The sequence below is a fragment of the Aeromonas sp. L_1B5_3 genome (assembly GCF_963866575.1).
Taxonomy (GTDB): Bacteria; Pseudomonadota; Gammaproteobacteria; order Enterobacterales; family Aeromonadaceae; genus Aeromonas; species Aeromonas jandaei.
The window spans coordinates 99,096-118,423 of the sequence record NZ_CAWMDN010000111.1; the positions used below are offsets into that span (position 1 = coordinate 99,096).

18 protein-coding genes and 1 tRNA gene are annotated in these 19,328 nt (G+C 60.0%); 13 read left to right on the plus strand and 6 right to left on the minus strand.

The genetic code is table 11. The features are described 5' to 3' along the window. Nucleotides 1-41: 41 nt before the first annotated feature. The 5 genes from potA (at nucleotide 42) to AACR93_RS09705 (ending at nucleotide 3,922) form a co-directional block, all read left to right on the plus strand. Nucleotides 42-1,196, plus strand: a complete 1,155-nt coding sequence (gene potA / locus AACR93_RS09685; protein WP_042029514.1) for a polyamine ABC transporter ATP-binding protein — start codon at nucleotides 42-44, stop codon at nucleotides 1,194-1,196. Beyond that, a complete protein-coding gene (locus AACR93_RS09690; RefSeq protein WP_042029512.1) occupies nucleotides 1,193-2,098 on the plus strand; it encodes an ABC transporter permease subunit in 906 nt (301 codons plus the stop codon). The genes potA and AACR93_RS09690 overlap by 4 nt, the downstream gene beginning before the upstream one ends. Then, entirely contained in the window at nucleotides 2,095-2,940 is an 846-nt protein-coding gene (locus AACR93_RS09695; RefSeq protein WP_370689175.1) for an ABC transporter permease subunit, read from the plus strand. Before AACR93_RS09690 ends, AACR93_RS09695 begins: the two co-directional genes overlap by 4 nt. 45 nt (nucleotides 2,941-2,985) lie before the next feature. Beyond that, complete coding sequence (locus tag AACR93_RS09700; protein WP_043850631.1) at nucleotides 2,986-3,690, plus strand: MOSC domain-containing protein; 705 nt, start codon at nucleotides 2,986-2,988, stop codon at nucleotides 3,688-3,690. Nucleotides 3,691-3,845: 155 nt separating this feature from the next. Next, nucleotides 3,846-3,922, plus strand: a tRNA-Pro gene (locus AACR93_RS09705). Between the two features lie 299 nt (nucleotides 3,923-4,221). Here AACR93_RS09705 and AACR93_RS09710 read toward each other — a convergent pair. Continuing rightward, on the minus strand, nucleotides 4,222-4,749 hold the full coding sequence (locus AACR93_RS09710; RefSeq protein WP_043850632.1) for an AbiTii domain-containing protein: 528 nt from the start codon (nucleotides 4,747-4,749) through the stop codon (nucleotides 4,222-4,224). Between the two features lie 124 nt (nucleotides 4,750-4,873). Beyond that, nucleotides 4,874-5,338, minus strand: a complete 465-nt coding sequence (locus AACR93_RS09715) for a thioesterase family protein (RefSeq protein WP_043850633.1) — start codon at nucleotides 5,336-5,338, stop codon at nucleotides 4,874-4,876. Nucleotides 5,339-5,471: 133 nt separating this feature from the next. On the opposite strand from AACR93_RS09715, the gene recQ reads away from it, so the two are divergent. Next, entirely contained in the window at nucleotides 5,472-7,307 is a 1,836-nt protein-coding gene (gene recQ / locus AACR93_RS09720; protein ID WP_043850634.1) for an ATP-dependent DNA helicase RecQ, read from the plus strand. A gap of 72 nt (nucleotides 7,308-7,379) precedes the next feature. Here the strand turns inward: recQ and AACR93_RS09725 are convergent, their stop codons facing one another. Next, nucleotides 7,380-7,682, minus strand: a complete 303-nt coding sequence (locus AACR93_RS09725; RefSeq protein ID WP_042029510.1) for a c-type cytochrome — start codon at nucleotides 7,680-7,682, stop codon at nucleotides 7,380-7,382. A gap of 106 nt (nucleotides 7,683-7,788) precedes the next feature. Between AACR93_RS09725 and AACR93_RS09730 the strand changes: the two genes are divergently transcribed. The 3 genes from AACR93_RS09730 (at nucleotide 7,789) to AACR93_RS09740 (ending at nucleotide 10,283) form a co-directional block, all read left to right on the plus strand. Continuing rightward, nucleotides 7,789-9,216, plus strand: a complete 1,428-nt coding sequence (locus AACR93_RS09730) for a protein adenylyltransferase SelO (protein ID WP_043850668.1) — start codon at nucleotides 7,789-7,791, stop codon at nucleotides 9,214-9,216. Nucleotides 9,217-9,226: 10 nt separating this feature from the next. Beyond that, nucleotides 9,227-9,514: a DUF3630 family protein gene (locus AACR93_RS09735; RefSeq protein WP_043850635.1), complete on the plus strand. Its 288-nt coding sequence runs from the start codon at nucleotides 9,227-9,229 to the stop codon at nucleotides 9,512-9,514. Nucleotides 9,515-9,608: 94 nt separating this feature from the next. Further along, nucleotides 9,609-10,283, plus strand: coding sequence for a 7-cyano-7-deazaguanine/7-aminomethyl-7-deazaguanine transporter (locus tag AACR93_RS09740; protein WP_043850636.1), 675 nt, complete (start codon nucleotides 9,609-9,611; stop codon nucleotides 10,281-10,283). Nucleotides 10,284-10,551: 268 nt separating this feature from the next. Here the strand turns inward: AACR93_RS09740 and rraA are convergent, their stop codons facing one another. Beyond that, nucleotides 10,552-11,037: a ribonuclease E activity regulator RraA gene (rraA, locus tag AACR93_RS09745; RefSeq protein ID WP_021138460.1), complete on the minus strand. Its 486-nt coding sequence runs from the start codon at nucleotides 11,035-11,037 to the stop codon at nucleotides 10,552-10,554. Nucleotides 11,038-11,181: 144 nt separating this feature from the next. On the opposite strand from rraA, the gene AACR93_RS09750 reads away from it, so the two are divergent. Beyond that, on the plus strand, nucleotides 11,182-13,035 hold the full coding sequence (locus tag AACR93_RS09750) for a methyl-accepting chemotaxis protein (RefSeq protein ID WP_043850669.1): 1,854 nt from the start codon (nucleotides 11,182-11,184) through the stop codon (nucleotides 13,033-13,035). Nucleotides 13,036-13,157: 122 nt separating this feature from the next. Next, nucleotides 13,158-13,802: a chromophore lyase CpcT/CpeT gene (locus AACR93_RS09755; protein ID WP_043850637.1), complete on the plus strand. Its 645-nt coding sequence runs from the start codon at nucleotides 13,158-13,160 to the stop codon at nucleotides 13,800-13,802. Between the two features lie 93 nt (nucleotides 13,803-13,895). On the opposite strand, the gene rpmE is transcribed toward AACR93_RS09755, so the two are convergent. After that, nucleotides 13,896-14,111, minus strand: coding sequence for a 50S ribosomal protein L31 (gene rpmE, locus AACR93_RS09760; RefSeq protein ID WP_033115620.1), 216 nt, complete (start codon nucleotides 14,109-14,111; stop codon nucleotides 13,896-13,898). Between the two features lie 148 nt (nucleotides 14,112-14,259). Here rpmE and priA point away from each other — a divergent pair, with 148 nt between their 5' ends. Beyond that, on the plus strand, nucleotides 14,260-16,467 hold the full coding sequence (gene priA, locus AACR93_RS09765; protein WP_043850638.1) for a primosomal protein N': 2,208 nt from the start codon (nucleotides 14,260-14,262) through the stop codon (nucleotides 16,465-16,467). A 61-nt stretch (nucleotides 16,468-16,528) separates the two neighbouring features. Here the strand turns inward: priA and AACR93_RS09770 are convergent, their stop codons facing one another. Then, on the minus strand, nucleotides 16,529-17,635 hold the full coding sequence (locus AACR93_RS09770) for a hypothetical protein (RefSeq protein WP_043850639.1): 1,107 nt from the start codon (nucleotides 17,633-17,635) through the stop codon (nucleotides 16,529-16,531). A 158-nt stretch (nucleotides 17,636-17,793) separates the two neighbouring features. Between AACR93_RS09770 and AACR93_RS09775 the strand changes: the two genes are divergently transcribed. Then, the gene (locus AACR93_RS09775) at nucleotides 17,794-19,227 is read left to right on the plus strand and encodes a DUF2867 domain-containing protein (RefSeq protein WP_043850640.1); all 1,434 of its coding nucleotides are present in this window, start codon (nucleotides 17,794-17,796) and stop codon (nucleotides 19,225-19,227) included. Nucleotides 19,228-19,328 lie beyond the last annotated feature (101 nt).

Genomic DNA, 19,328 nt, shown 5'->3' on the forward strand with positions numbered 1-19,328 from the left:
GGATCGGCCGCGAGGTCGATATCACGTTGGGGAGTTTGGTAATGGCGATAGCCTCCAGTGCCTACAAGAAAGCCCTCGAGGGCAGCCAGCAGCGTAAAGAAGTGCTGGTCAAGATTGATCGGGTAAGCAAGCAGTTCGATGAAACGCTGGCTGTCGATAACGTATCGCTCAACATCAACAAGGGGGAGATCTTCGCCCTGCTCGGTGGCTCCGGCTCCGGCAAGTCGACCCTGTTGCGGATGCTGGCCGGTTTCGAACGTCCGACCGAGGGGCGGCTCTATCTCGATGGTGTCGATATCACCGATATGCCGCCCTACGAGCGTCCCATCAACATGATGTTCCAGTCCTACGCCCTTTTCCCCCATATGACGGTGGCGCAAAACATCGCCTTCGGCCTCAAGCAGGATGGCCTGCCCAAGGCGGAGATCGATGCCCGGGTGGAAGAGATGCTCAAGCTGGTGCAGATGACCCAGTATGCCCGCCGCAAGCCGCACCAGCTCTCCGGTGGCCAGCGCCAGCGGGTGGCGCTGGCCCGTTCGCTGGCCAAACGCCCCAAACTGCTGCTGCTGGATGAACCCATGGGGGCGCTCGACAAGAAGCTGCGCTCCCAGATGCAGCTCGAGCTGGTCGAGATCATCGAACGGGTCGGGGTTACCTGCGTCATGGTGACCCACGATCAGGAAGAGGCGATGACCATGGCCGAGCGGATCGCCATCATGCACCTCGGTTGCATCGAGCAGATCGGCAGCCCGATGGATATCTACGAAACCCCGGCCAGCCGGCTGGTGTGCGAGTTCATCGGCAACGTCAACCTGTTCGACGGTCTGCTGGTGGAGGATGAGCAGGACCACGCCATTATCGCCTGTGCCGATCTGGAGCAGCCCATCTATGTGGGCCACGGCATCAGCTCCCGTGCCGAAAACAAGAAGGTGACCTACGCCCTGCGCCCGGAGAAGCTGCTGATGAGCCTGCAAAAACCGGCGGAGATCGAGCATCCGGACTTCAACTGGACCAAGGGCAAGGTCTACGACATCGCCTATCTGGGCGGCCACTCGGTTTATCACATCGAACTGCCCTCGGGCAAAATCGTTCAGGCTTTCATCGCCAATGCCGAACGCCACGGCAAACGGCCAACCTGGGATGACCAGGTGTTCCTCTACTGGGAAGATGACAGCGGCGTGGTGCTGCAATCATGAAGGCATTGAGACGACTGAAGCATGTGTGGGGTCGCCAGCTGGTGATCGGCATCCCCTTCTTCTGGCTGTTCCTCTTCTTCCTGCTGCCCTTCATCATCGTGCTGAAGATCAGCTTTGCCGAAGCGGATGTGGCGATCCCGCCATACACCGACGTGGTGAGCTGGGCCGACAACCAGCTCACTATCCTGCTCAACATGGGCAACTACCTGATGTTGCAGGAGGATGAGCTCTATATCGCCGCCTATCTTGGTTCGCTCAAGATGGCGTTTATCAGCACCATCCTCTGTCTGCTGATCGGCTATCCGATGGCCTACTCCATCGCCCGGGCCAACAAGGAGACCCAGACCGTTCTGCTGCTGCTCATCATGATGCCGACCTGGACCGCGATTTTGATCCGGGTCTACGCCTGGATGGGTATTCTCAGCAACAACGGCTTGCTCAACAGCTTCTTGCTAAGCATCGGTCTGATCCACGAGCCGCTGCAGATCCTCAATACCAACCTGGCGGTCTATATCGGCATCGTTTACTCCTACCTGCCATTCATGGTACTGCCGCTCTACGCCAATCTGGTCAAGCATGACCAGAGCCTGCTGGAGGCCGCATCAGATCTGGGAGCCCGCAACCTGACCCGCTTCTGGCAGATCACGGTGCCGCTCTCCAAGAACGGCATTATCGCCGGCTGCATGCTGGTGTTCATCCCGGTGGTGGGGGAGTTTGTTATCCCGGAACTGCTGGGTGGCCCGGAGACACTGATGATCGGTAAGGTGCTGTGGCAGGAGTTCTTCAACAACCGCGACTGGCCGGTGGCCTCTGCGTTGGCGGTGGTGATGCTGGCGGTGCTGATCATCCCCATTATTCTGTTCAACCGTAACCAGGCCAAAGAGCTGGAGGGCAAGGCATGATGAGACGTTTTGGTTTTGCCAAGCTGATGCTCTGGCTGGGGCTGCTGTTTATCTATCTGCCCATGGTCATCATGGTGATCTACTCCTTCAACGCCTCCAAGCTGGTGACGGTATGGGGGGGCTGGTCGCTCAAGTGGTACTTTGGCCTGCTCGACAACAAGCAGCTGATCGGCTCGGTGCTGCGCTCGCTGGAGATCGCCTTCTATACCGCGATTGCGGCAGTCGCGCTGGGAACTGTGGCGGCTTTCGTGCTGACCCGGATCCCGCACTTCCGTGGCCGCACCCTGTTCGGTGGCATGGTGACGGCGCCGCTGGTGATGCCCGAGGTGATCACCGGTCTGTCGCTGCTGCTGCTGTTCGTGGCGATGGCCCAGCTGGTGGGCTGGCCTGCCGAGCGCGGCATGCTGACCATCTGGATTGCTCACACCACCTTCTGTACCGCCTATGTGGCGATCGTGGTGTCGGCGCGCCTGCGCGAGCTGGATCTCTCCATCGAGGAGGCTGCCATGGATCTGGGGGCCAAACCGTGGAAGGTGTTCTTCCTGATCACCATCCCGATGATAGCCCCCTCGCTGGCTGCGGGTGGCATGATGTCGTTTGCCCTGTCGCTCGATGATCTGGTGCTGGCCAGCTTCGTCTCCGGCCCGGGCTCGACCACCCTGCCGATGGAGGTCTTCTCGGCGGTGCGGCTCGGGGTGAAACCGGAGATCAACGCGGTTGCCAGTCTGATCCTGTTGTCGGTATCGCTGTTTACCTTTGGCAGCTGGTATCTGATGGCCAAGGCAGAGAAGCGTCGCCGTGCCGAGATCGCCATGACCACCCAGATGCAGGCGGTTGCCTGACCTCGTGTTAAGATCCGCACTCTCTCGTCAACCCGGAGGATGAGAATGCGGATCTCCCTTTTTAGCGGCCGTGGCACCGAGCTGGTGCCCGGCCTTGTCTCTGCCATCCACAAGCAGCCGGTGACCGTGCCGGTTCTTTGTACCTTTGCCGGTCTGGAAGAGGACGAGCAGAGCGATCAGCGTCATCACGGCGGCCCGGACCGGGCGCTCCACTTCTATCCAGCTGACCATTATCCCTGGTGGCAGACCTGGCAAACTGCGTTGGGTCTTCCTGCTCCCCGCACTCCCTGGCAACCCGCCGCCTTTGGCGAGAACCTCTCTGGCCTCGGTCTGACCGAGACGCAGGCCTGTATTGGCGATGTCTATCGACTTGGTGAGGTACTGATCCAGATAAGTCAGCCGAGATCGCCCTGCTTCAAGCTCAACCAGCGTTTCGGTTATGGCCAGATGTCGCAGGTGATGCAGCTGAGCGGCCGTTGTGGCTGGCTGCTGCGGGTGCTGGAGGAGGGGATGGTTGCCCCCGAGGCGACCATGGAGCTGGTGGACAGGCCTTACCCTGAGCTGACGGTGAAGCGCACCGCCGATATCCTGTTCAATCAGGTGCGCAACGAAGCGGATCTGTTGTTGCTGCTGGAGAATCCGTCCCTCTCACCCAACTGGCGTCAGCATGCGGCGGATTGGCTGGAGCACGGCACAGTCGCTGACTGGCAACGTCGTCTGCTGGGGCCCGAGTCGCTGCGCTTGCCTTGAGGCAGAGTTAGTGGAATGTCACCATCCGGCTGCATTTCGGTAAACGGGGGCGAAGAGTGCTGAATAGTTGAGCGAACGGCACTTTTTTTCCCTTTAAATGCAAAAAAGGCTTGTGTCGGGTCGGCCCTTTCGGTAAATTCCCGTCCCGCAGACATCGGTGTGTAGCGCAGCTTGGTAGCGCACTTCGTTCGGGACGAAGGGGTCGGAGGTTCGAATCCTCTCACACCGACCAAATTTGAAAAGGCCGCTCAATAGAGCGGCCTTTTTGCATTTAGCTTTCTCGATTCACTTTACCTGCCGACCTGCCGACCTGCCGACCTGCCGACCTGCCGACCTGCCGACCTGCCGACCTGCCAATTAGCCGAGTGATTTCACTTGCTGTATGCGGGGCCGAAGCAAAACCAAAGATATTAAAAGGGCCACCGCTTGGTGGCCCATTGGTGGAGTCTATTCTGACTCCGGCACTCTAGATTGTGGCAATCTCGTTATGGTTCTTGTCTATGGTGCCCTCCTTGCGCGCCAGGCGCTTGTTCAGATATGCCAGTGCTGATGCCGCAAGGCCTTTAAACTGTGTTGGGGCAGCAAGGCCGCGTATTTGGGGTACTCACAAATAAAATGTTCGATTCCCTCCATCAGTTGTTCACGTAATGAAATCACGGGCTCATGCCAGGCTTGCAGGCATAGGTGGCCGGGGATCAACTGCTCCTGATAATCTTCCAGCAGCTGTTCTGGCCAGGGCTCAATACCGGAATTGCGTTGCAGCAAATAGTGGGCGGCGGGTTCACGGGCATAAATGAACTGAATTTGGGCCAGATCGCGTTGGCTTAGCGTTTGACTGTTGATGTGACAGGTCAAATATTTTCCCGTCTTCAGGTCCAGAAAGTGACCGCGTTGCCGACAGGGGACGATGCGATACCAAGGCAGGGGTGAGGAGAGAGAATACCCCTCAAGCTCCTGTTCCAACCAGTGGCGACACTCGGGTGTCTGCACCTCGTCGAGCATGGACTCGAGCTGTGTCAACAAGGCTCTGGATGGTTTGATGGCCAGTTTCGCACTCATCACCTGCAATCCTCCCTCTGCACACAATCCCGACTATGAGTATGGACCTGCTTTAACCAGAGAGGGTAGGGAATCTAATGATTAAAAGTGGATTAGCAGAGTGCTTTTTATGCATTAATGGCGTTTAGCCTACCAGATAGGTGCCGGTCCCAAAGGCGATATGGGTCCCCTCTTCGTTGTGCAACTCCATGCGGGCTACCGCGACCTTGCTGCCGGCCCGGATGATGTGGGCGGTGGCAATAAACTCGTTGCCGCGCCCCGGTCGCAGATAGTCCACCCGCAGATCTATGGTGCCGAGGCGGGAGAATCGCTCCTTGAGATAACTGGGGGAAAAATCCTCCAGCTCATCGATGCAGGAGGCCGCGACTATCATACCACCTGCAACATCTAGCAGACTGGCAGTGACTCCACCGTGCAGGATGTTGTGGAAGGGGTTGCCGATCAGCTTCTCCTCCATCTGGATACGCAGCTCCACCCGGTCGAAGTCGTAGTGGGTCACCTGCATGCCGATCAGCTTGTTGAAGGGCATCTTTTCGGCGAACAGGTTGGCAATGCCACTGAGCGCCATCTTCTTGAGCATCTGTTTCATTCCTTGAATCCGCTCCCTGTTTGCAAAGCCGAGTAAAAGCTCCAGCCAGTCTGCAACAGTTCTTTAACAGTCGCAATGGCAGGTTTATTGTGGGCGGCGGCTGCTTTAGAATGGCGACCCCAAAGGAGAGCCCATGACCGCGATTGCCGAAACCCTGCCAGATCCTCAGCCAGAGAGTCCGCTTGCCCTGCTGCAGGCGGTCTTCGGCTATCAGCAGTTCCGGCCGGGTCAGCTCGAGATTATCGAGCAGATCGTCGCGGGGCGCGATGCGCTGGTGCTCAAGCCCACAGGCGGTGGCAAGTCGCTCTGTTACCAGATCCCGGCGCTGCTGCGGCCCGGGCTCGGGGTGGTGGTCTCTCCACTCATTTCACTGATGAAGGATCAGGTCGACAGCCTGCGAGCCAACGGTGTGGCAGCGGTCTACATCAACTCGGCCCTGAGCCGGGAGGAGATGATCCAGAACTTCGCCGCCATGCGCCGTGGCGAGATCAAGCTGGTCTATGTCTCCCCCGAGCGACTGCTTCAGCACGAGTTTATGGACCGGCTGGCCGAACTGCCGCTCGGGCTGTTCGCCATCGATGAGGCGCACTGCGTTTCCCAGTGGGGCCATGACTTCCGACCGGAATATGCGGCGCTGGGCCGGCTCAAGCAGTGGTTCCCGCAGGTGCCGGTGGTGGCGTTGACCGCCACCGCCGATGAGGCGACCCGCAGCGATATGCTGCACCGCCTCGAGCTGAACGATCCCTTTATTCACACTGCCAGCTTCGATCGCCCAAATATCCGCTATAGCCTGGTGGAGAAGTTCAAGGCGGCCGAGCAGCTGCTGCGCTACGTGCAGAGCCAGAAGGGCAACTGCGGCATCGTCTACTGCTCCAGCCGCAACCGGGTGGAGGAGGTGGCCGAGCGGCTATCCCGCCACGGCTGCAAGGCGGCGCCCTATCACGCGGGTCTGCCGCTCGAGCTGCGTCAGCAGACCCAGGAGGCCTTCCTCAAGGATGACATCGAGATAGTGGTGGCGACGGTGGCGTTCGGTATGGGCATCGACAAGCCCAATGTGCGCTTCGTGGTGCACTACGACATCCCGAAGAACATCGAATCCTACTATCAGGAGACCGGTCGCGCCGGGCGCGATGGCACTCCGGCCGAGGCGTTGCTGCTCTACGATCCTGCCGATATCGGTCGGGTGCGCCGCCTGCTCGACAACATCGAGAACCCCCAGCAGCTGCAGGTGGAGCAGTACAAGCTCAACGTAATGGCGGCCTTTGCCGAGGCGCAGACCTGCCGCCGTCAGGTGCTGCTCAACTACTTCGGCGAGTACAACGACAAGCCATGCGGCAACTGCGATATCTGCCTCGATCCGCCCAAAAGTTATGATGGCACCGAAGATGCCCAGAAGGCGCTCTCCTGCGTCTGGAGGGTGGGACAGAATTTCGGGGTGGGTTATGTGGTAGAGGTGCTGCGCGGGTCGCTGAACCAGCGCATAAAGGATCACGGCCACGACAAGCTCTCGACCTACGGCATCGGCAAGGATCAGAGCCACGAATACTGGATGAGCGTGATCCGCCAGCTGATCCACAAGGGGCTGCTGACCCAGAACATCACCCGCAATCTGGTGCTGCAGTTGACCGAAGCGGCCCGCCCCGTGCTGCGTGGCGAGGTGAAGCTGGAGCTGGCAGTGCCCCGCTTGCAGCCTATCTCCAGCCGCAAGGAGAAGCGCAACGGTCTGCTCGACAATGCCAACTATGACAAGCGGTTGTTCAAGGAGCTGCGCGCCCTGCGCAAGCAGATTGCCGAAGATGAAGAGGTGCCGCCCTACGTGGTATTCAACGATGCCACACTGGTGGAGATGGCACAGCTGATGCCGATGACCGAGGAGGAAATGCTGGCGGTCAACGGCGTCGGTCACCGCAAGCTGGAGCGTTTCGGGGAAGCCTTTATGGACCTGATCATCGACTATTGCCGAAGGTAAGAAAGCTTGGCGAAGCACGGCCGAATGGATGCTTCGCCAACGGGGAGGCGCCCGACAGCCGGGTGCAGCAGATTACTTGAGGCTGGCGTAATAGGCCGCCAGATTCTCCATATCCGCATCGGTGAGCGGTGCCATAAAGGGAACCATCAGGGGCTCTTTGCGGCTGCCATCCTTGAAAGCCTTCAGCTGTTTCACCAGATAGGCGGCATTCTGTCCGGCCAGATGGGGGTAGTTGGGGATCATCGCCTTGCCTTCCACGCCGTGACAGGCGGCACAGACGGCCGCTTTGGTCTTGCCCGCTTCGATATCGGCTGCCTTGACCTGATGAACCCAGGCCAGAGCCAGCAGGGGTAGGGCATATAGCCACTTTTGCATCTTTTTCTCCTTGAATTGAACAAATGAGGATTGCCGGTTGGCGGACAGCCTGCTGACGGCAGTATAAAGAGTGACACGAGCATACTCAGGGATGAATGGCACAACCATGAAGCTGATCAACACTTTTGCGAGCGAACTGCCCTGGGCCTGTGAACCTGTGGTGCCCCAGCAGCTACAACAACCCCGGCTACTTCACCTCAACCGCGCTTTGCTGGATGAGCTGGGGTTGGGAGGCGTCAGCGAGTCTGAGTGGATCGCCTGCTGTGGTGAGGGAAAATTACTGCCCGGCATGCAGCCGGTGGCGCAGGTGTATGCCGGCCATCAGTTCGGCGGCTATAGCCCACGGCTTGGCGATGGCCGGGCGCTGCTGTTGGGTGAGCAGCTGGCGCCCGATGGCTTGCGCTGGGATCTCCATCTGAAAGGGGCGGGCAAGACCCCCTTCTCCCGTTTTGGCGATGGCCGCGCCGTATTGCGCTCGAGCATTCGCGAATATCTGGCCTCCGAGGCGCTCCATGCCCTCGGCATACCGACCACCCGGGCGCTGGTGCTGGTGGGCAGCCAGGAGCCCGTTTACCGCGAACAAGTGGAGACGGGGGCGACCGTGCTGCGCACCGCCCCCAGCCACTTGCGCTTCGGTCATATCGAGTATTTCGCCTGGAGCGGGCAGGGGGAGAAGATTCCGCTGCTTATCGATTATCTGCTGCACCACCACTTCCCCGAGCTGGAGAGTGGTGCCGAACTGTTTGCCGAGGTAGTGCGTCGCACCGCGCGGCTGATTGCCAAATGGCAGGCGGCGGGCTTCTGTCACGGGGTGATGAACACCGACAACATGTCGCTGCTCGGCCTGACGCTGGATTACGGCCCCTACGGCTTTATCGACGCCTACTTGCCTGATTTTGTCTGCAACCACTCGGATCCGGCGGGTCGTTACGCGCTGGATCAGCAGCCGGCGGTCGGTTACTGGAATCTGCAAAAGCTGGCGCAGGCGCTGGCGGGGCATGTCGACGGTGATGCGCTGGCAGCGGCGCTGGCCCAGTACGAGCAGCAGCTGATGTTGCACTACTCCGAACTGATGCGGGCCAAACTCGGGCTGGCAGTGTGGGAGGAGGATGACTCGGCGCTGTTCCGCGAGCTGTTCCGGTTGCTGGCGGCTAACAAAGTGGATTACCACCTGTTCCTGCGCCGTCTCGGCGAGGTGACGCAAGAGGGGGCGTGGCCTGCGTCTCTGCTGGCCCTATTGTCTGAACCAGGTGTTTGGCAGGCGTGGCTGGAACGCTATCGGGCACGGCTAATGCGCGAAGGAAGCGAGGATGCCGTGCGCAAGGCGCGGATGGATGCCATCAATCCCAAATATGTGCTGCGCAATGCGCTGGCTCAGCAGGTGATCGATGCTGCCGAGGCGGGCGATATGCAGCCGTTCGAGCGCTTGTTTGCCGCTTTGCAACGCCCCTATGATGAGCAACCCGAATATGAGGATCTCGCTACCCCGCAACCGGTATGGTATTGCGGTGGCGAGCTCTCCTGCAGCAGCTGAGAGATTTGGAATGAGATGGCAGATCAAGCAGATAGATAGCGATGCCGGAGTTGTAATGCTGGCGTGCCCCGTTCTCGACTGGGACACTTTTCCGGCCTTGGCCGGGGCGCTGCTGCAGGCGTGGGAGCTGCATCCACTGGAGCGGGATGTCGGTGCCGATCGCCATAGCTGGTTGCTGGATTTCGAGGGGAGCCAGTTCAGACTGGAGTTTGAGCACTACAGCGGCTGCTGGTTGGAGGCGGTGCATCCTGAAGATCGGGAGGCGCTGCTCTGGCTTGCCAGACAGCATAAAGATTGAACTATCGCGTGCGGGGCGTATAATCTCGCGCTTCGCTTATCGCCAATGGTGGCGATATGGGTTCCCTAACCCCATTAACCAAAAAGGTCACAAGATGAATCTGACCCCTGAGCAGTACCAAACGGCGCTCGTTCGCCTGTCGTTGTTCCATATCCTCGTTATTGCCAGCAGCAACTATCTGGTTCAGCTGCCTATCACCGTCTTCGGTTTTCACACCACCTGGGGTGCGTTCAGCTTCCCGTTTATCTTTTTGGCGACCGACCTGACGGTGCGGATCTTCGGTGCCGGTCTGGCGCGCAAGATAATCCAGACCGTGATGCTGCCGGCACTGGCCATCTCCTATGTGCTCTCCGTACTCTTCTTTGAAGGGAGCTTCCAGGGTGTAGGCCATCTGGCCGAATTCAACCTGTTCGTGGCACGCATCGCGCTGGCCAGCTTTATGGCCTATCTGGTGGGCCAGTTTATGGACGTGGTGGTATTCAACCGCCTGCGTCTGCTCAAGCACTGGTGGGTGGCGCCAGCTGCTTCCACCCTGTTTGGCAACATGGTCGATACTATCGCCTTCTTCAGTGTGGCCTTCTGGCGCACGAGCGACCCCTTCATGGCGGAGCACTGGGTCGAGATCGCGACCGTGGACTATGTGTTCAAGCTGCTGATTAGCCTTGGTTTGTTTGTGCCGCTCTACGGCGTGCTGCTGCGCTATCTCAGTCGCAAACTGGTTGGAGAGGCAGGATTGCCCGGGTTGCAATCCGCAGTCCGACAAGCCTGATGAAATTGGCCACCCTTAGCGGTGGCCAATTTTTTTGCCTGATTGGCAAATAAAGCTTGCTCAAATAAATGAGAATGATTATCGTTAACTTGTTTTCCGGGAAAGGCCTCATCCGTTCCAACGTGATGGACTTCTTGTGAAGGCACGACATTGCTCACATTGCTTCCAGTTAAGGGCCAGTTTATCTGGCCCTCTTTTTTTGTCCCGGTTTCGGCAAATTGCAGGCATAAAAAACGGGAGCAGTTGCTCCCGTCATCATGCTGCTGGCTTACTCGATGTCGAGTGCCTCGGGGGAGAGGATCACCCCTGTGGTATCGGCGTAGAGATGATCGTCAGGCAGGAAGGTGACTCCGCCAAAATTGACCGGCAGATCCGTTTCCCCCACATCCTTGCTGTCGGCACCGACCGGAATGGCCGCCAGCGCCTGAATGCCGATGTCGAGATCTTCGAGGATATCCACTTCGCGGACGCAGCCGTAGCAGACAATCCCTTCCCACTCGTTTTCAGCGGCAGTGGTGGCGATTTCGCTGTCGATCAGGGCGCGGCGCATGGAGCCACCGCCATCGATCAGCAGCACCCGGCCAACGCCGTTCTCTTTGACGAGCTCACGGATGAGACCGTTCGATTCGAAGCACTTGACGGTGGTGATGACGCCGCCGAAAGAGGCGCGGCCGCCGAAGGAGCAAAGCATGGGTTCGAGCACATCCACCATGTCCTGATAGATGTCGCACAGTTCTGAAGTGTTGTATTCCATAGTGTCAAATCCACGGCTGGAAACAGGTGGATCCAGTATAAGGAGTGAGACCGGCATTTCAATGAATATTCCTTGAACAGCCACAGGGATAACGTTTTCCGCATAAGCTCAATGCAGTTCATCCGTACAGGTGAGAGGTGCATCGTGCTGATCCGTCATAAGTTGATTCTGAATACCGTACTGGTTGCGATTGCCATGGTGGTACTGAGCGGCCTCTTTATCTATTCGAGCCAGGTCACCCGCAGCCTGACACAAGCCCAGCGCAATGTGGACGGGCTGGAGATCGCCATGCTGAATCTGCGGCGGGCCGAGAAGGATTTCCTGTTGCGCAAGGATCTGAGCTTCGTTAACCATTTCAATGAGGTCATGACGCAGTTCCACCAGCTGGACGAGACCCTGGGCCGTGACGACAACCTGGCTGCGGTGCATGCCGATCTGGCCAGGCTGGATCAGCAGATGGCGGCTTACGGCAAGGCATTTCTGGAGCTGGTTGCCCAGCAGCAGAAGATTGGTTTGGGGCCGGAGGATGGGCTCTATGGCAAGCTGCGGACTGCCGTGCATGAAGTGGAAGATGGCCTCAAAAAGCTGGATCAGCAGGGGTTGCTCATCACCATGCTGCAGCTGAGACGGGCGGAGAAAGACTTCATGCTGCGATCCGATGTCCAGTATCTCGACCGTTTCCAGACTCTGCACAAGAGTTTTCAGCAGAGTCTGGCCGCCTTGCCGGAGGCCGACCGCGGCAAGCTGGAACAGGCGAGTGAACAGTACCGACAGGACTTTGTTGCATTGGTGCAGGGTATGCAGGTGCTGGGGCTGAATGAGGATGAAGGGCTGCGCAACCAGATGCGGGGTCTGGTTCATCAGACCGAGCAGGTGTTCTCTGCCGTCGACCAGCATATCGCCGGTGAGCTGGATCAGCAGACTGCTCGCCTCAATACCCTGATGCTGGTGTGTGGCGGGGTGATCATCGTATTGATAGGTATCATGAGCGTGCTGCTGGGTCGCAGCATCGATCGTCCCATTAGCCGGGTAAATGATACCGTCAATCGCATTCGCCAGGATAATGACCTGCGCCTCAAGATCGAGCTGCAGGGCGCCGATGAAATGGCTCAACTGGCGGGTAACCTCGATGTGATGCTGGGCGGGTTCCGCAACCTGATTGGCGATGTGAAGCAGAGCGTGCATACCCTGACGGAGGCGGCAGATCACCTCTCGGACAACGTTAAACGTACCAGTGAGGGCGCGGCTCGTCAGCTGCAGGAGACCGACATGGTTGCTACCGCCTCGACCGAGATGGGCTCCACCATAGAGGAGATCGCCCGCAATACCGAGCAGGCTGCCAACAATGCCCAGGCGACCAACAACAAGGCGATGGAGGGGCGCAGTGCGGTGGAGAATACCGTCGACCAGATCCGCTTGCTGGCTGACAATCTCGAGCACTCATCGCGCGAGGTTGGCCAGTTGCAAAGAGAGAGCGAGACCATCGGCTCGGTGCTGGACGTGATCCGCGGTATTGCCGAGCAGACCAACCTGCTGGCCCTCAACGCGGCGATCGAGGCGGCGCGGGCGGGGGATCAGGGGCGCGGTTTTGCGGTGGTGGCGGATGAGGTGCGCAGCCTTGCCATCCGTACCCAGAAATCGACGCAGGAGATCGCCGGCATCATCAGCTCGCTGCAGAAGCAGACCGGCAGTATCGTCGAGGTGATGGCGACCTGCCGCGAGCAGGGGAGTCGCAGTTCTGATCAGGCCAACGTGGCGGGGGCACTGCTGGAGCAGATCACTCAGGATGTTACCCACATCATGGATATGAGCACCCAGATTGCGGCAGCGATCGAGGAACAGAGCCTGGTTGCCAACGAGGTGAACCGCAACGTCAACAACATCCGCGACATTGCACAGGAGTCGAGCGCCATGGCAGCGGAGAATGCCAGATCCAGTCAGGGTCTGAACGAGCAGGCCAAGCTGCTGAATCAGGCGGTCGCGAAATACCGGGTTTAGTGATCGGGCGGGCATCCTTGCGAGGTTTTTTCACCAGAGTGGCAATGATTTGATCGTAATGGCTGTTATTGAACAGCTTCGCTCATATAATCGCCGCCACTATGATGATTCGGAAGGATTCGATGATAAAGTTGCTGGTGGCCGTATTCGGGCTATTTTGCTCCTGTCTGGTATCGGCAGGAGTATCATCCCGGGCCACAGTTTCCGGCATGGAGCCGCTGCTCAGCTGGTTCAGCGGTGATTTTTCGAGCCAGGAGCAGGCGCGATATGACGACCGCTTTACCAGCGCTGAACTGCGTCTGGTGGAGATCTGGCGTGGCTATCAGGGTTATCGCTGGGTCTATGCCGAGCAGTATCTGACCCTGCGGGCCGTTCGCCCCTTCCGCCAGCGGATCTACCGTTTCTCCCCCAGTCCTGACGGACGCATTCTGATGGCCGAGCTGACCATGCCGCGGGCCACCGACTTTGCCGGCGCCTGGCACAATCCGGAATTGCTCGATAGCCTCACCCCCCAGCAACTATCTCTGCGCCGTGGCTGCGAGATCTGGTTGAGCCGCACGCCATCCGGTGAATATGCCGGTCATACCCGGGTTGGCCACTGTGCTACCGATTTCGGTGGCGCCAGCACGCTGGTGCAGCATGTCTGGATTGGTCCCAACAGTGTCAGACTGCTGGATCGGGCTTATGATCTGGCGGGCAAGGCGCGCTGGGGGAGTCCGGGGGAGGGATATGTCTATCTGCGCAGGGTGCGCGAGCGTGGGCACTAAACCTCACGGGCGAAAAACGTGAATGATTGGAAGACCACAGAAACAAAAAAGACGCCCATAAGGCGTCTTTTTCAGAATTCGTCAGAAGTAGAATTACTTCTTGGAAGTCATCGCACCGAAACGCTTGTTGAACTTGTCTACGCGGCCGCCGCTAGAAACTTCTTTCTGCTTGCCGGTGTAGAACGGGTGGCACTCGGAGCACACGTCCAGGTTCAGATCTTTACCGATGGTAGAGAAAGTGTTGATGACGTTACCGCAAGAGCACTTGGCGGTGATGGCTACGTAGTCAGGATGGATACCAGCTTTCATGGACAACCTCAAAGTAATAGGCCGTGTCGCCATCCGATCTCTTGTCGGACACCACACGATTGTTGAACACAGTTTCAAAGGCTGCGAATAATATAGGAAATGCCTGAGATCAGGCAAGTGGCTTCGCAGAAAAAATAGGCAACCTCTGGTGAATTCTTCCCAAACGCTGGATCTGGTTCGTGTGGCTGTACCGGTGCCGCTACGCCGTCATTTCGACTATCTCTCCCCCCTGCCGTTACCTGCTCCCGGTTGTCGGGTCGAGATCCCTTTCGGCCCGCAGACATTGGTCGGGCTGGTGGTGGATCACCCGGCCGAGAGCCAGGTGACTCGCAACAAGCTCAAACCCATCAAGCGGGTGCTGGATAGTGCCCCCGTGCTGGGGCCTGACATTCTGGCGCTGATGAACTGGAGCGCCAGCTACTACCAGCACCCGTTGGGAGAGGTGCTGCCGCACGCCCTGCCGGTGCTGGTGCGCAAGGGGGTGCCTGCCGCCTATCGCGAGCTGGAGTTCTGGTTTGCCACCGACGCCGGTATGGCCATCGACCTTAACGAGCTCAAGCGGGCGGCCAAGCAGCAGCAGGCGCTCGCCTTGCTGCGCAAGGGGCCGCAGACCCCCTCCGCCCTCAAGCAGGAGGAGATCCAGATTGCCGCACTCACCGCGCTGGAGAAGAAGGGACTGCTGGAGAAGCGTTCGCTGGAGCCGAGCCACGATGGCGACTGGGCTGCCCGTTTTGAACCGGGGGAGGGGCTGCGCCTCAACGGCGAGCAGGCGCTGGCCGTCTCTGCCGTTACCAGCCAGAGCGACAAGTTCGGTGCTTTCCTGCTGGATGGCATCACCGGCTCCGGCAAGACCGAGGTTTACCTGAGCATCCTCGAGCCGCTGCTCAAGGCGGGCAAGCAGGCGCTGGTGATGGTACCGGAGATAGGCCTTACCCCGCAGACCATCAACCGCTTTCGGCGCCGCTTCAACGTGCCGGTGGTGGCAATGAACTCGGCCATGAACGATCGGGAGCGGCTCGACGCCTGGCTCGCCTGCCGCGACGGCGGCGCTGCCATCCTGATCGGCACCCGCTCTGCGGTGTTCACCCCGTTTCACAACCTCGGCATCATCATCATCGACGAGGAGCACGACGGCTCCTTCAAGCAGCAGGACGGTTTTCGCTACCACGCGCGGGATCTGGCGGTGATGCGGGCCCATCGTGCCGGGATCCCCATCCTGCTTGGCTCTGCTACCCCGTCGCTGGAGACGCTGCACAACGCCCGCACCGGCAAGTATCACCATCTCACTCTGACCCGTCGTGCCGGTAACGCCCAGACCGCCCGTCAGGTGATTCTGGATATCAAGAACGTGCGGCTGCAGGCTGGGCTATCCCCTCAGCTGGAGCAGCTGATGGCAGAGCATCTGGCGGCGGGCAATCAGGTGATGCTGTTTCTCAACCGCCGTGGCTATGCCCCGGCCCTGATCTGTCACCAGTGCGGCTGGAGCGCCGCCTGTGAGCGCTGCGATGCCTGGTACACCTGGCATCAGGCCGGGCGGCGGCTACACTGCCACCACTGCGACAGCGTGCGCCCGCTGCCCCACCATTGCCCCGAGTGTGGCAGCAACGAGCTCATCGGCTCGGGAGTGGGCACCGAGCAGCTGGAGCAGCTGCTCGGCACTGTTTTCCCGCAATATCCGGTGGTGCGTATCGATCGGGATAACACCCGTCGCAAGGGGGAGCTGGAGACCCACCTCGGCGACATCAAGGCGGGCAAGTACAAGATCCTGATCGGTACCCAGATGCTGGCCAAGGGCCACCACTTCCCGGATGTGACGCTGGTCGGACTGCTGGATGTGGATGGTGCTCTATTCAGTGCCGATTTTCGCGCCGCCGAGAAACTGGCCCAGCTCTACACCCAGGTGGCGGGCCGTGCCGGTCGCGCCAGCAAGCCCGGGCTGGTGGTGTTGCAGAGCCACCATCCCGAGCACGCCCTGCTGCAGGATCTGACCCAGAACGGCTATGGCCACTTCGCCGACACGGCGCTGAAAGAGCGCCGCCTGCTGGGGCTGCCGCCGTTCAGCTATCAGGGACTGTTTCGGGCCGAGGCCAACGGCCGTGACGAGGTGCAGCTGTTCCTCAGCCGCCTCGCCGATACCCTGCGCAGCGCTCACTATCCCCATGTTCAGGTGCTCGGGCCCATCAGCGGCTTTATGGAGCGCAAGGCGGGCAAGTTCCGCATGCAGTTGCTGGTGCAGGGGCCGAACCGGGCTCCACTGGCCCAGCTGCTCGATTGGGCGGTGAAGGAGCTGGAAGGGTGGTCCGAGACCAAGCGGGTACGCTGGAGTCTGGATATCGACCCCACCGAGCTGAATTGAGTCAGGTTCTGGTCGCTGACGGGCTTCGTCCGCGACCGGGTTTGCCATGCGGGTGCCGGTTTCAGACCCGCAGGTCGATCTGCTGCACCCAGCCGCCCTTGCCCTGCTCGGTCACATAGAGACCGGACTGGCGCAGTACACCCTGATTGCCGCTTTCCCCCAGATGGTTGAAGGGGGTGTCGAGGGGATGGAGCAGGATGGCGCCGATCCCCAGCTCCACCAGAGCGATGGGGGAGTGTTCCGGCTGCCAGAACTGCAGCGCCGAGAACTGGCTATCCCGCTCGTCCAGCACCCCGTTGCCATCCTCATCCAGGGTTGCCAGCTCGCCAAAACCGTTGCCGGAGCGGGCCCCGAACAGCTCGCCGCCGTCATCTATGGTGCCGTTGCCGTTGCGATCCAGCGCCACAAAGCCGCTCCCTTCGCGCAGGCCCGGCAGGCTGTCCTCTTTGCCATCCTGATCGATGTCGAACTTGACCCGGGCGTCGGTCAGGCCGGCGATTTTTCCATCCAGACTGAGCACCAGCGGATCCTTGAGGGCATTGAGGGTAGTGCGGCGCTTGCTGATATCGAGCTGGCGCCAGTCCAGCACAAAACCGAGATCAAGTTGCAGGCTCTGGCCATCCTGAGTCTCTATGCTGGCCGAGGCGACTACGTTGAGCTGCTCCTTTTGCAGCAGGCTGTCGGTTACTTCCACCAGTTGATCCGGCTCGGCGGCGGGTTGACTGCTGTCGCCCGTCGGGGAGTTCACCCCCTCCGCGCTCTGGTCGGTCGGTTTGATAGGATCCGGCAGCTCTATCTCGTGGCCCAGCATCGCCTCGATCATCAGCTTGATAAGCCGCTGGTGGTTGTCGAGCCCGTCGTTGGGAACGCCGTTCTCCTCCTGATTTTTACTCCCCTCCGCTTTGGCTGGTGCGGCTGTCGTCTGCGGGGGAGTCTGGGTATTGCTCCGGCTGCTGGCTTGCAGCGTCAGGGCACTGGCTTGCATCAGGGTGGTTCGCTGCTCGCCGGATGACGGTGTGGCGGCCGTCCCGTTGGTGCCATTGGCCTGTGGCGTGACCGGTCCCAGTCTGCGCACCTTGCGGGCTTGCGCCTGTTGCTGCCGGTATTGCACCTCCCCTTGGAGGTCGTAGTGATCGATGCGCATATCTTCGCCCTCGGCGCTATACATCTGGTCAGTTATCGACCAGAGAATGAACCGGGATTAACACCAAATCGGACTAACAGGCAGAATTGTTAGTTCCATGTTGCAAAGTGACGGTGAGGCTGGATGATGGGCATTCAGGTTGCCAGCCCGGTAGCCGGGACGATAAGGGAAGGGGAGAGAGGATGAGAAACTGTCTGGTGATGGGGGCGGCGGGCTATATAGGCTCCTATCTGGTGCCTCACCTGCAAACGCTGGGCTACAGGGTGATTGCCGGGGCGCGCCGTCCCTGCCGCTTGCCTGAGGGGGGCGAGTTTCGCCTCGCCGATAGCCTCAAGCCCATCACCCTGCTGCCAGCGCTGGCGGGCATAGATACCGTCTTCTATCTGGTGCACGCCATGGGAGCGGGAGCCGATTTTCACCGGTTGGAGCAGCAGGGGGTAAAGAACTTTGCTGCCGCCGCCCGCGCCGCCGGGGTGCGCCGTATCATCTATCTCGGGGCAATCCAGCCGGAGCAGTGCAACAGCCGCCATCTCAACTCCCGCCGCCATTGTGGCGAGCTGTTTCGTGAATCCGGCGTACCGACGGTGGAGCTGCGTGCCGGTATCATTGTCGGGCCCGGCTCGGCGGCGTTCGAGGTGATGCGGGATCTGGTGTTCAACCTGCCGCTGATGGTGACGCCAAAGTGGGTGCGCTCGCGCACGCCGCCGATTGCGCTGTCCAACCTGCTGCACTATCTGGGTGGGCTGGTGGAAGCCGACGAGGTGGATGGTCGCATCTTCAATGCGGTCGGCCCAGAACTGCTCAGCTATCAACAGCAGTTGCAGAAGTTCGCCGCCCATATCGGCAAGCGCTGTCCCATCATTCCCATCCCGTTTTTGAGTCCGCGTCTCTCCGCCTGGTGGCTGCAGTTTGTCACTTCGGTGCCGCAGCCGGTGGCCAAGGCATTGGTGGGTGGCCTCAAGCACGATATTCCGGCCGATGATGGCCCGCTGCGTGCCCTACTGCCACAGACCCTGCTCAGCTTCGACGAGGCACTGGCCGAGAGTCTGGCGCTGGAGCAGAAGCTGGGGGCCGAGCAGCAGGGGCAGGAGACCCCCCTTGGCCTGCGCTGGCGCCATCCCGAATATGGCTTCTATGACCGTACCGCCAGCGGCGATGCCATCTGTCTCGCCTCCCCCGAGGTGGTGTGGCAGGTGTTGCAGCAGTTGGGTGGCGAGAAGCGCTACTTCTACATGAATCAGCTGTGGGTGGTGCGCGAATGGATGGATCACCTGATCGGCGGTCCGGCTCGCACCCGTGGCCGCAGCAATCCCGATCGCTTCGTGAAGGGTGACATGCTCGACTCCTGGCAGATCCTCGGGGTGGATGAGGGGCGCAGGCTCGATCTGCTGTTCAACATGAAGGCCCCGGGCGTGGGTCGGCTGGAGTTCAACATCCTGCCGGAGGAGTCCGGGTTGACCCGTATCCGGGTCACCGCTCACTGGCATCCGCAGGGCGCCTGGGGGCTGGCCTACTGGCTCGCCATGCTGCCGTTCCACCTCTTCATTTTTCAGGGGATGACCGAGGCAATCGCCAGAGAGGCGGAGGCGAAAGCCGGGATCCCCGTAATGGATTAAACCTCTTGGCTTCGCGCTGATGGCGCTGGCTGTGGCCAGTCAGGCGCTTCCCTTTGGCCCATATTGAGGTGCTTCCCCGGGCAAAGGCTGGCATCATGCCG

Excerpts from the sequence above, each read along its gene's own strand:
- AACR93_RS09695 (WP_370689175.1), top strand. The coding sequence starts at position 2,095 with ATGATGAGACGTTTTGGTTTTGCCAAGCTGATGCTCTGGCTGGGGCTG.
- recQ (WP_043850634.1), top strand. The coding sequence starts at position 5,472 with ATGACCGCGATTGCCGAAACCCTGCCAGATCCTCAGCCAGAGAGTCCG.
- AACR93_RS09730 (WP_043850668.1), top strand. The coding sequence starts at position 7,789 with ATGAAGCTGATCAACACTTTTGCGAGCGAACTGCCCTGGGCCTGTGAA.
- potA (WP_042029514.1), top strand. The coding sequence starts at position 42 with ATGGCGATAGCCTCCAGTGCCTACAAGAAAGCCCTCGAGGGCAGCCAG.
- AACR93_RS09725 (WP_042029510.1), bottom strand. The coding sequence starts at position 7,682 with ATGCAAAAGTGGCTATATGCCCTACCCCTGCTGGCTCTGGCCTGGGTT.
- AACR93_RS09700 (WP_043850631.1), top strand. The coding sequence starts at position 2,986 with ATGCGGATCTCCCTTTTTAGCGGCCGTGGCACCGAGCTGGTGCCCGGC.
- AACR93_RS09775 (WP_043850640.1), top strand. The coding sequence starts at position 17,794 with ATGAGAAACTGTCTGGTGATGGGGGCGGCGGGCTATATAGGCTCCTAT.
- AACR93_RS09690 (WP_042029512.1), top strand. The coding sequence starts at position 1,193 with ATGAAGGCATTGAGACGACTGAAGCATGTGTGGGGTCGCCAGCTGGTG.
- AACR93_RS09715 (WP_043850633.1), bottom strand. The coding sequence starts at position 5,338 with ATGAAACAGATGCTCAAGAAGATGGCGCTCAGTGGCATTGCCAACCTG.
- AACR93_RS09770 (WP_043850639.1), bottom strand. The coding sequence starts at position 17,635 with ATGTATAGCGCCGAGGGCGAAGATATGCGCATCGATCACTACGACCTC.
- AACR93_RS09755 (WP_043850637.1), top strand. The coding sequence starts at position 13,158 with ATGATAAAGTTGCTGGTGGCCGTATTCGGGCTATTTTGCTCCTGTCTG.
- rraA (WP_021138460.1), bottom strand. The coding sequence starts at position 11,037 with ATGGAATACAACACTTCAGAACTGTGCGACATCTATCAGGACATGGTG.
- AACR93_RS09710 (WP_043850632.1), bottom strand. The coding sequence starts at position 4,749 with ATGAGTGCGAAACTGGCCATCAAACCATCCAGAGCCTTGTTGACACAG.
- AACR93_RS09740 (WP_043850636.1), top strand. The coding sequence starts at position 9,609 with ATGAATCTGACCCCTGAGCAGTACCAAACGGCGCTCGTTCGCCTGTCG.
- rpmE (WP_033115620.1), bottom strand. The coding sequence starts at position 14,111 with ATGAAAGCTGGTATCCATCCTGACTACGTAGCCATCACCGCCAAGTGC.
- AACR93_RS09735 (WP_043850635.1), top strand. The coding sequence starts at position 9,227 with ATGAGATGGCAGATCAAGCAGATAGATAGCGATGCCGGAGTTGTAATG.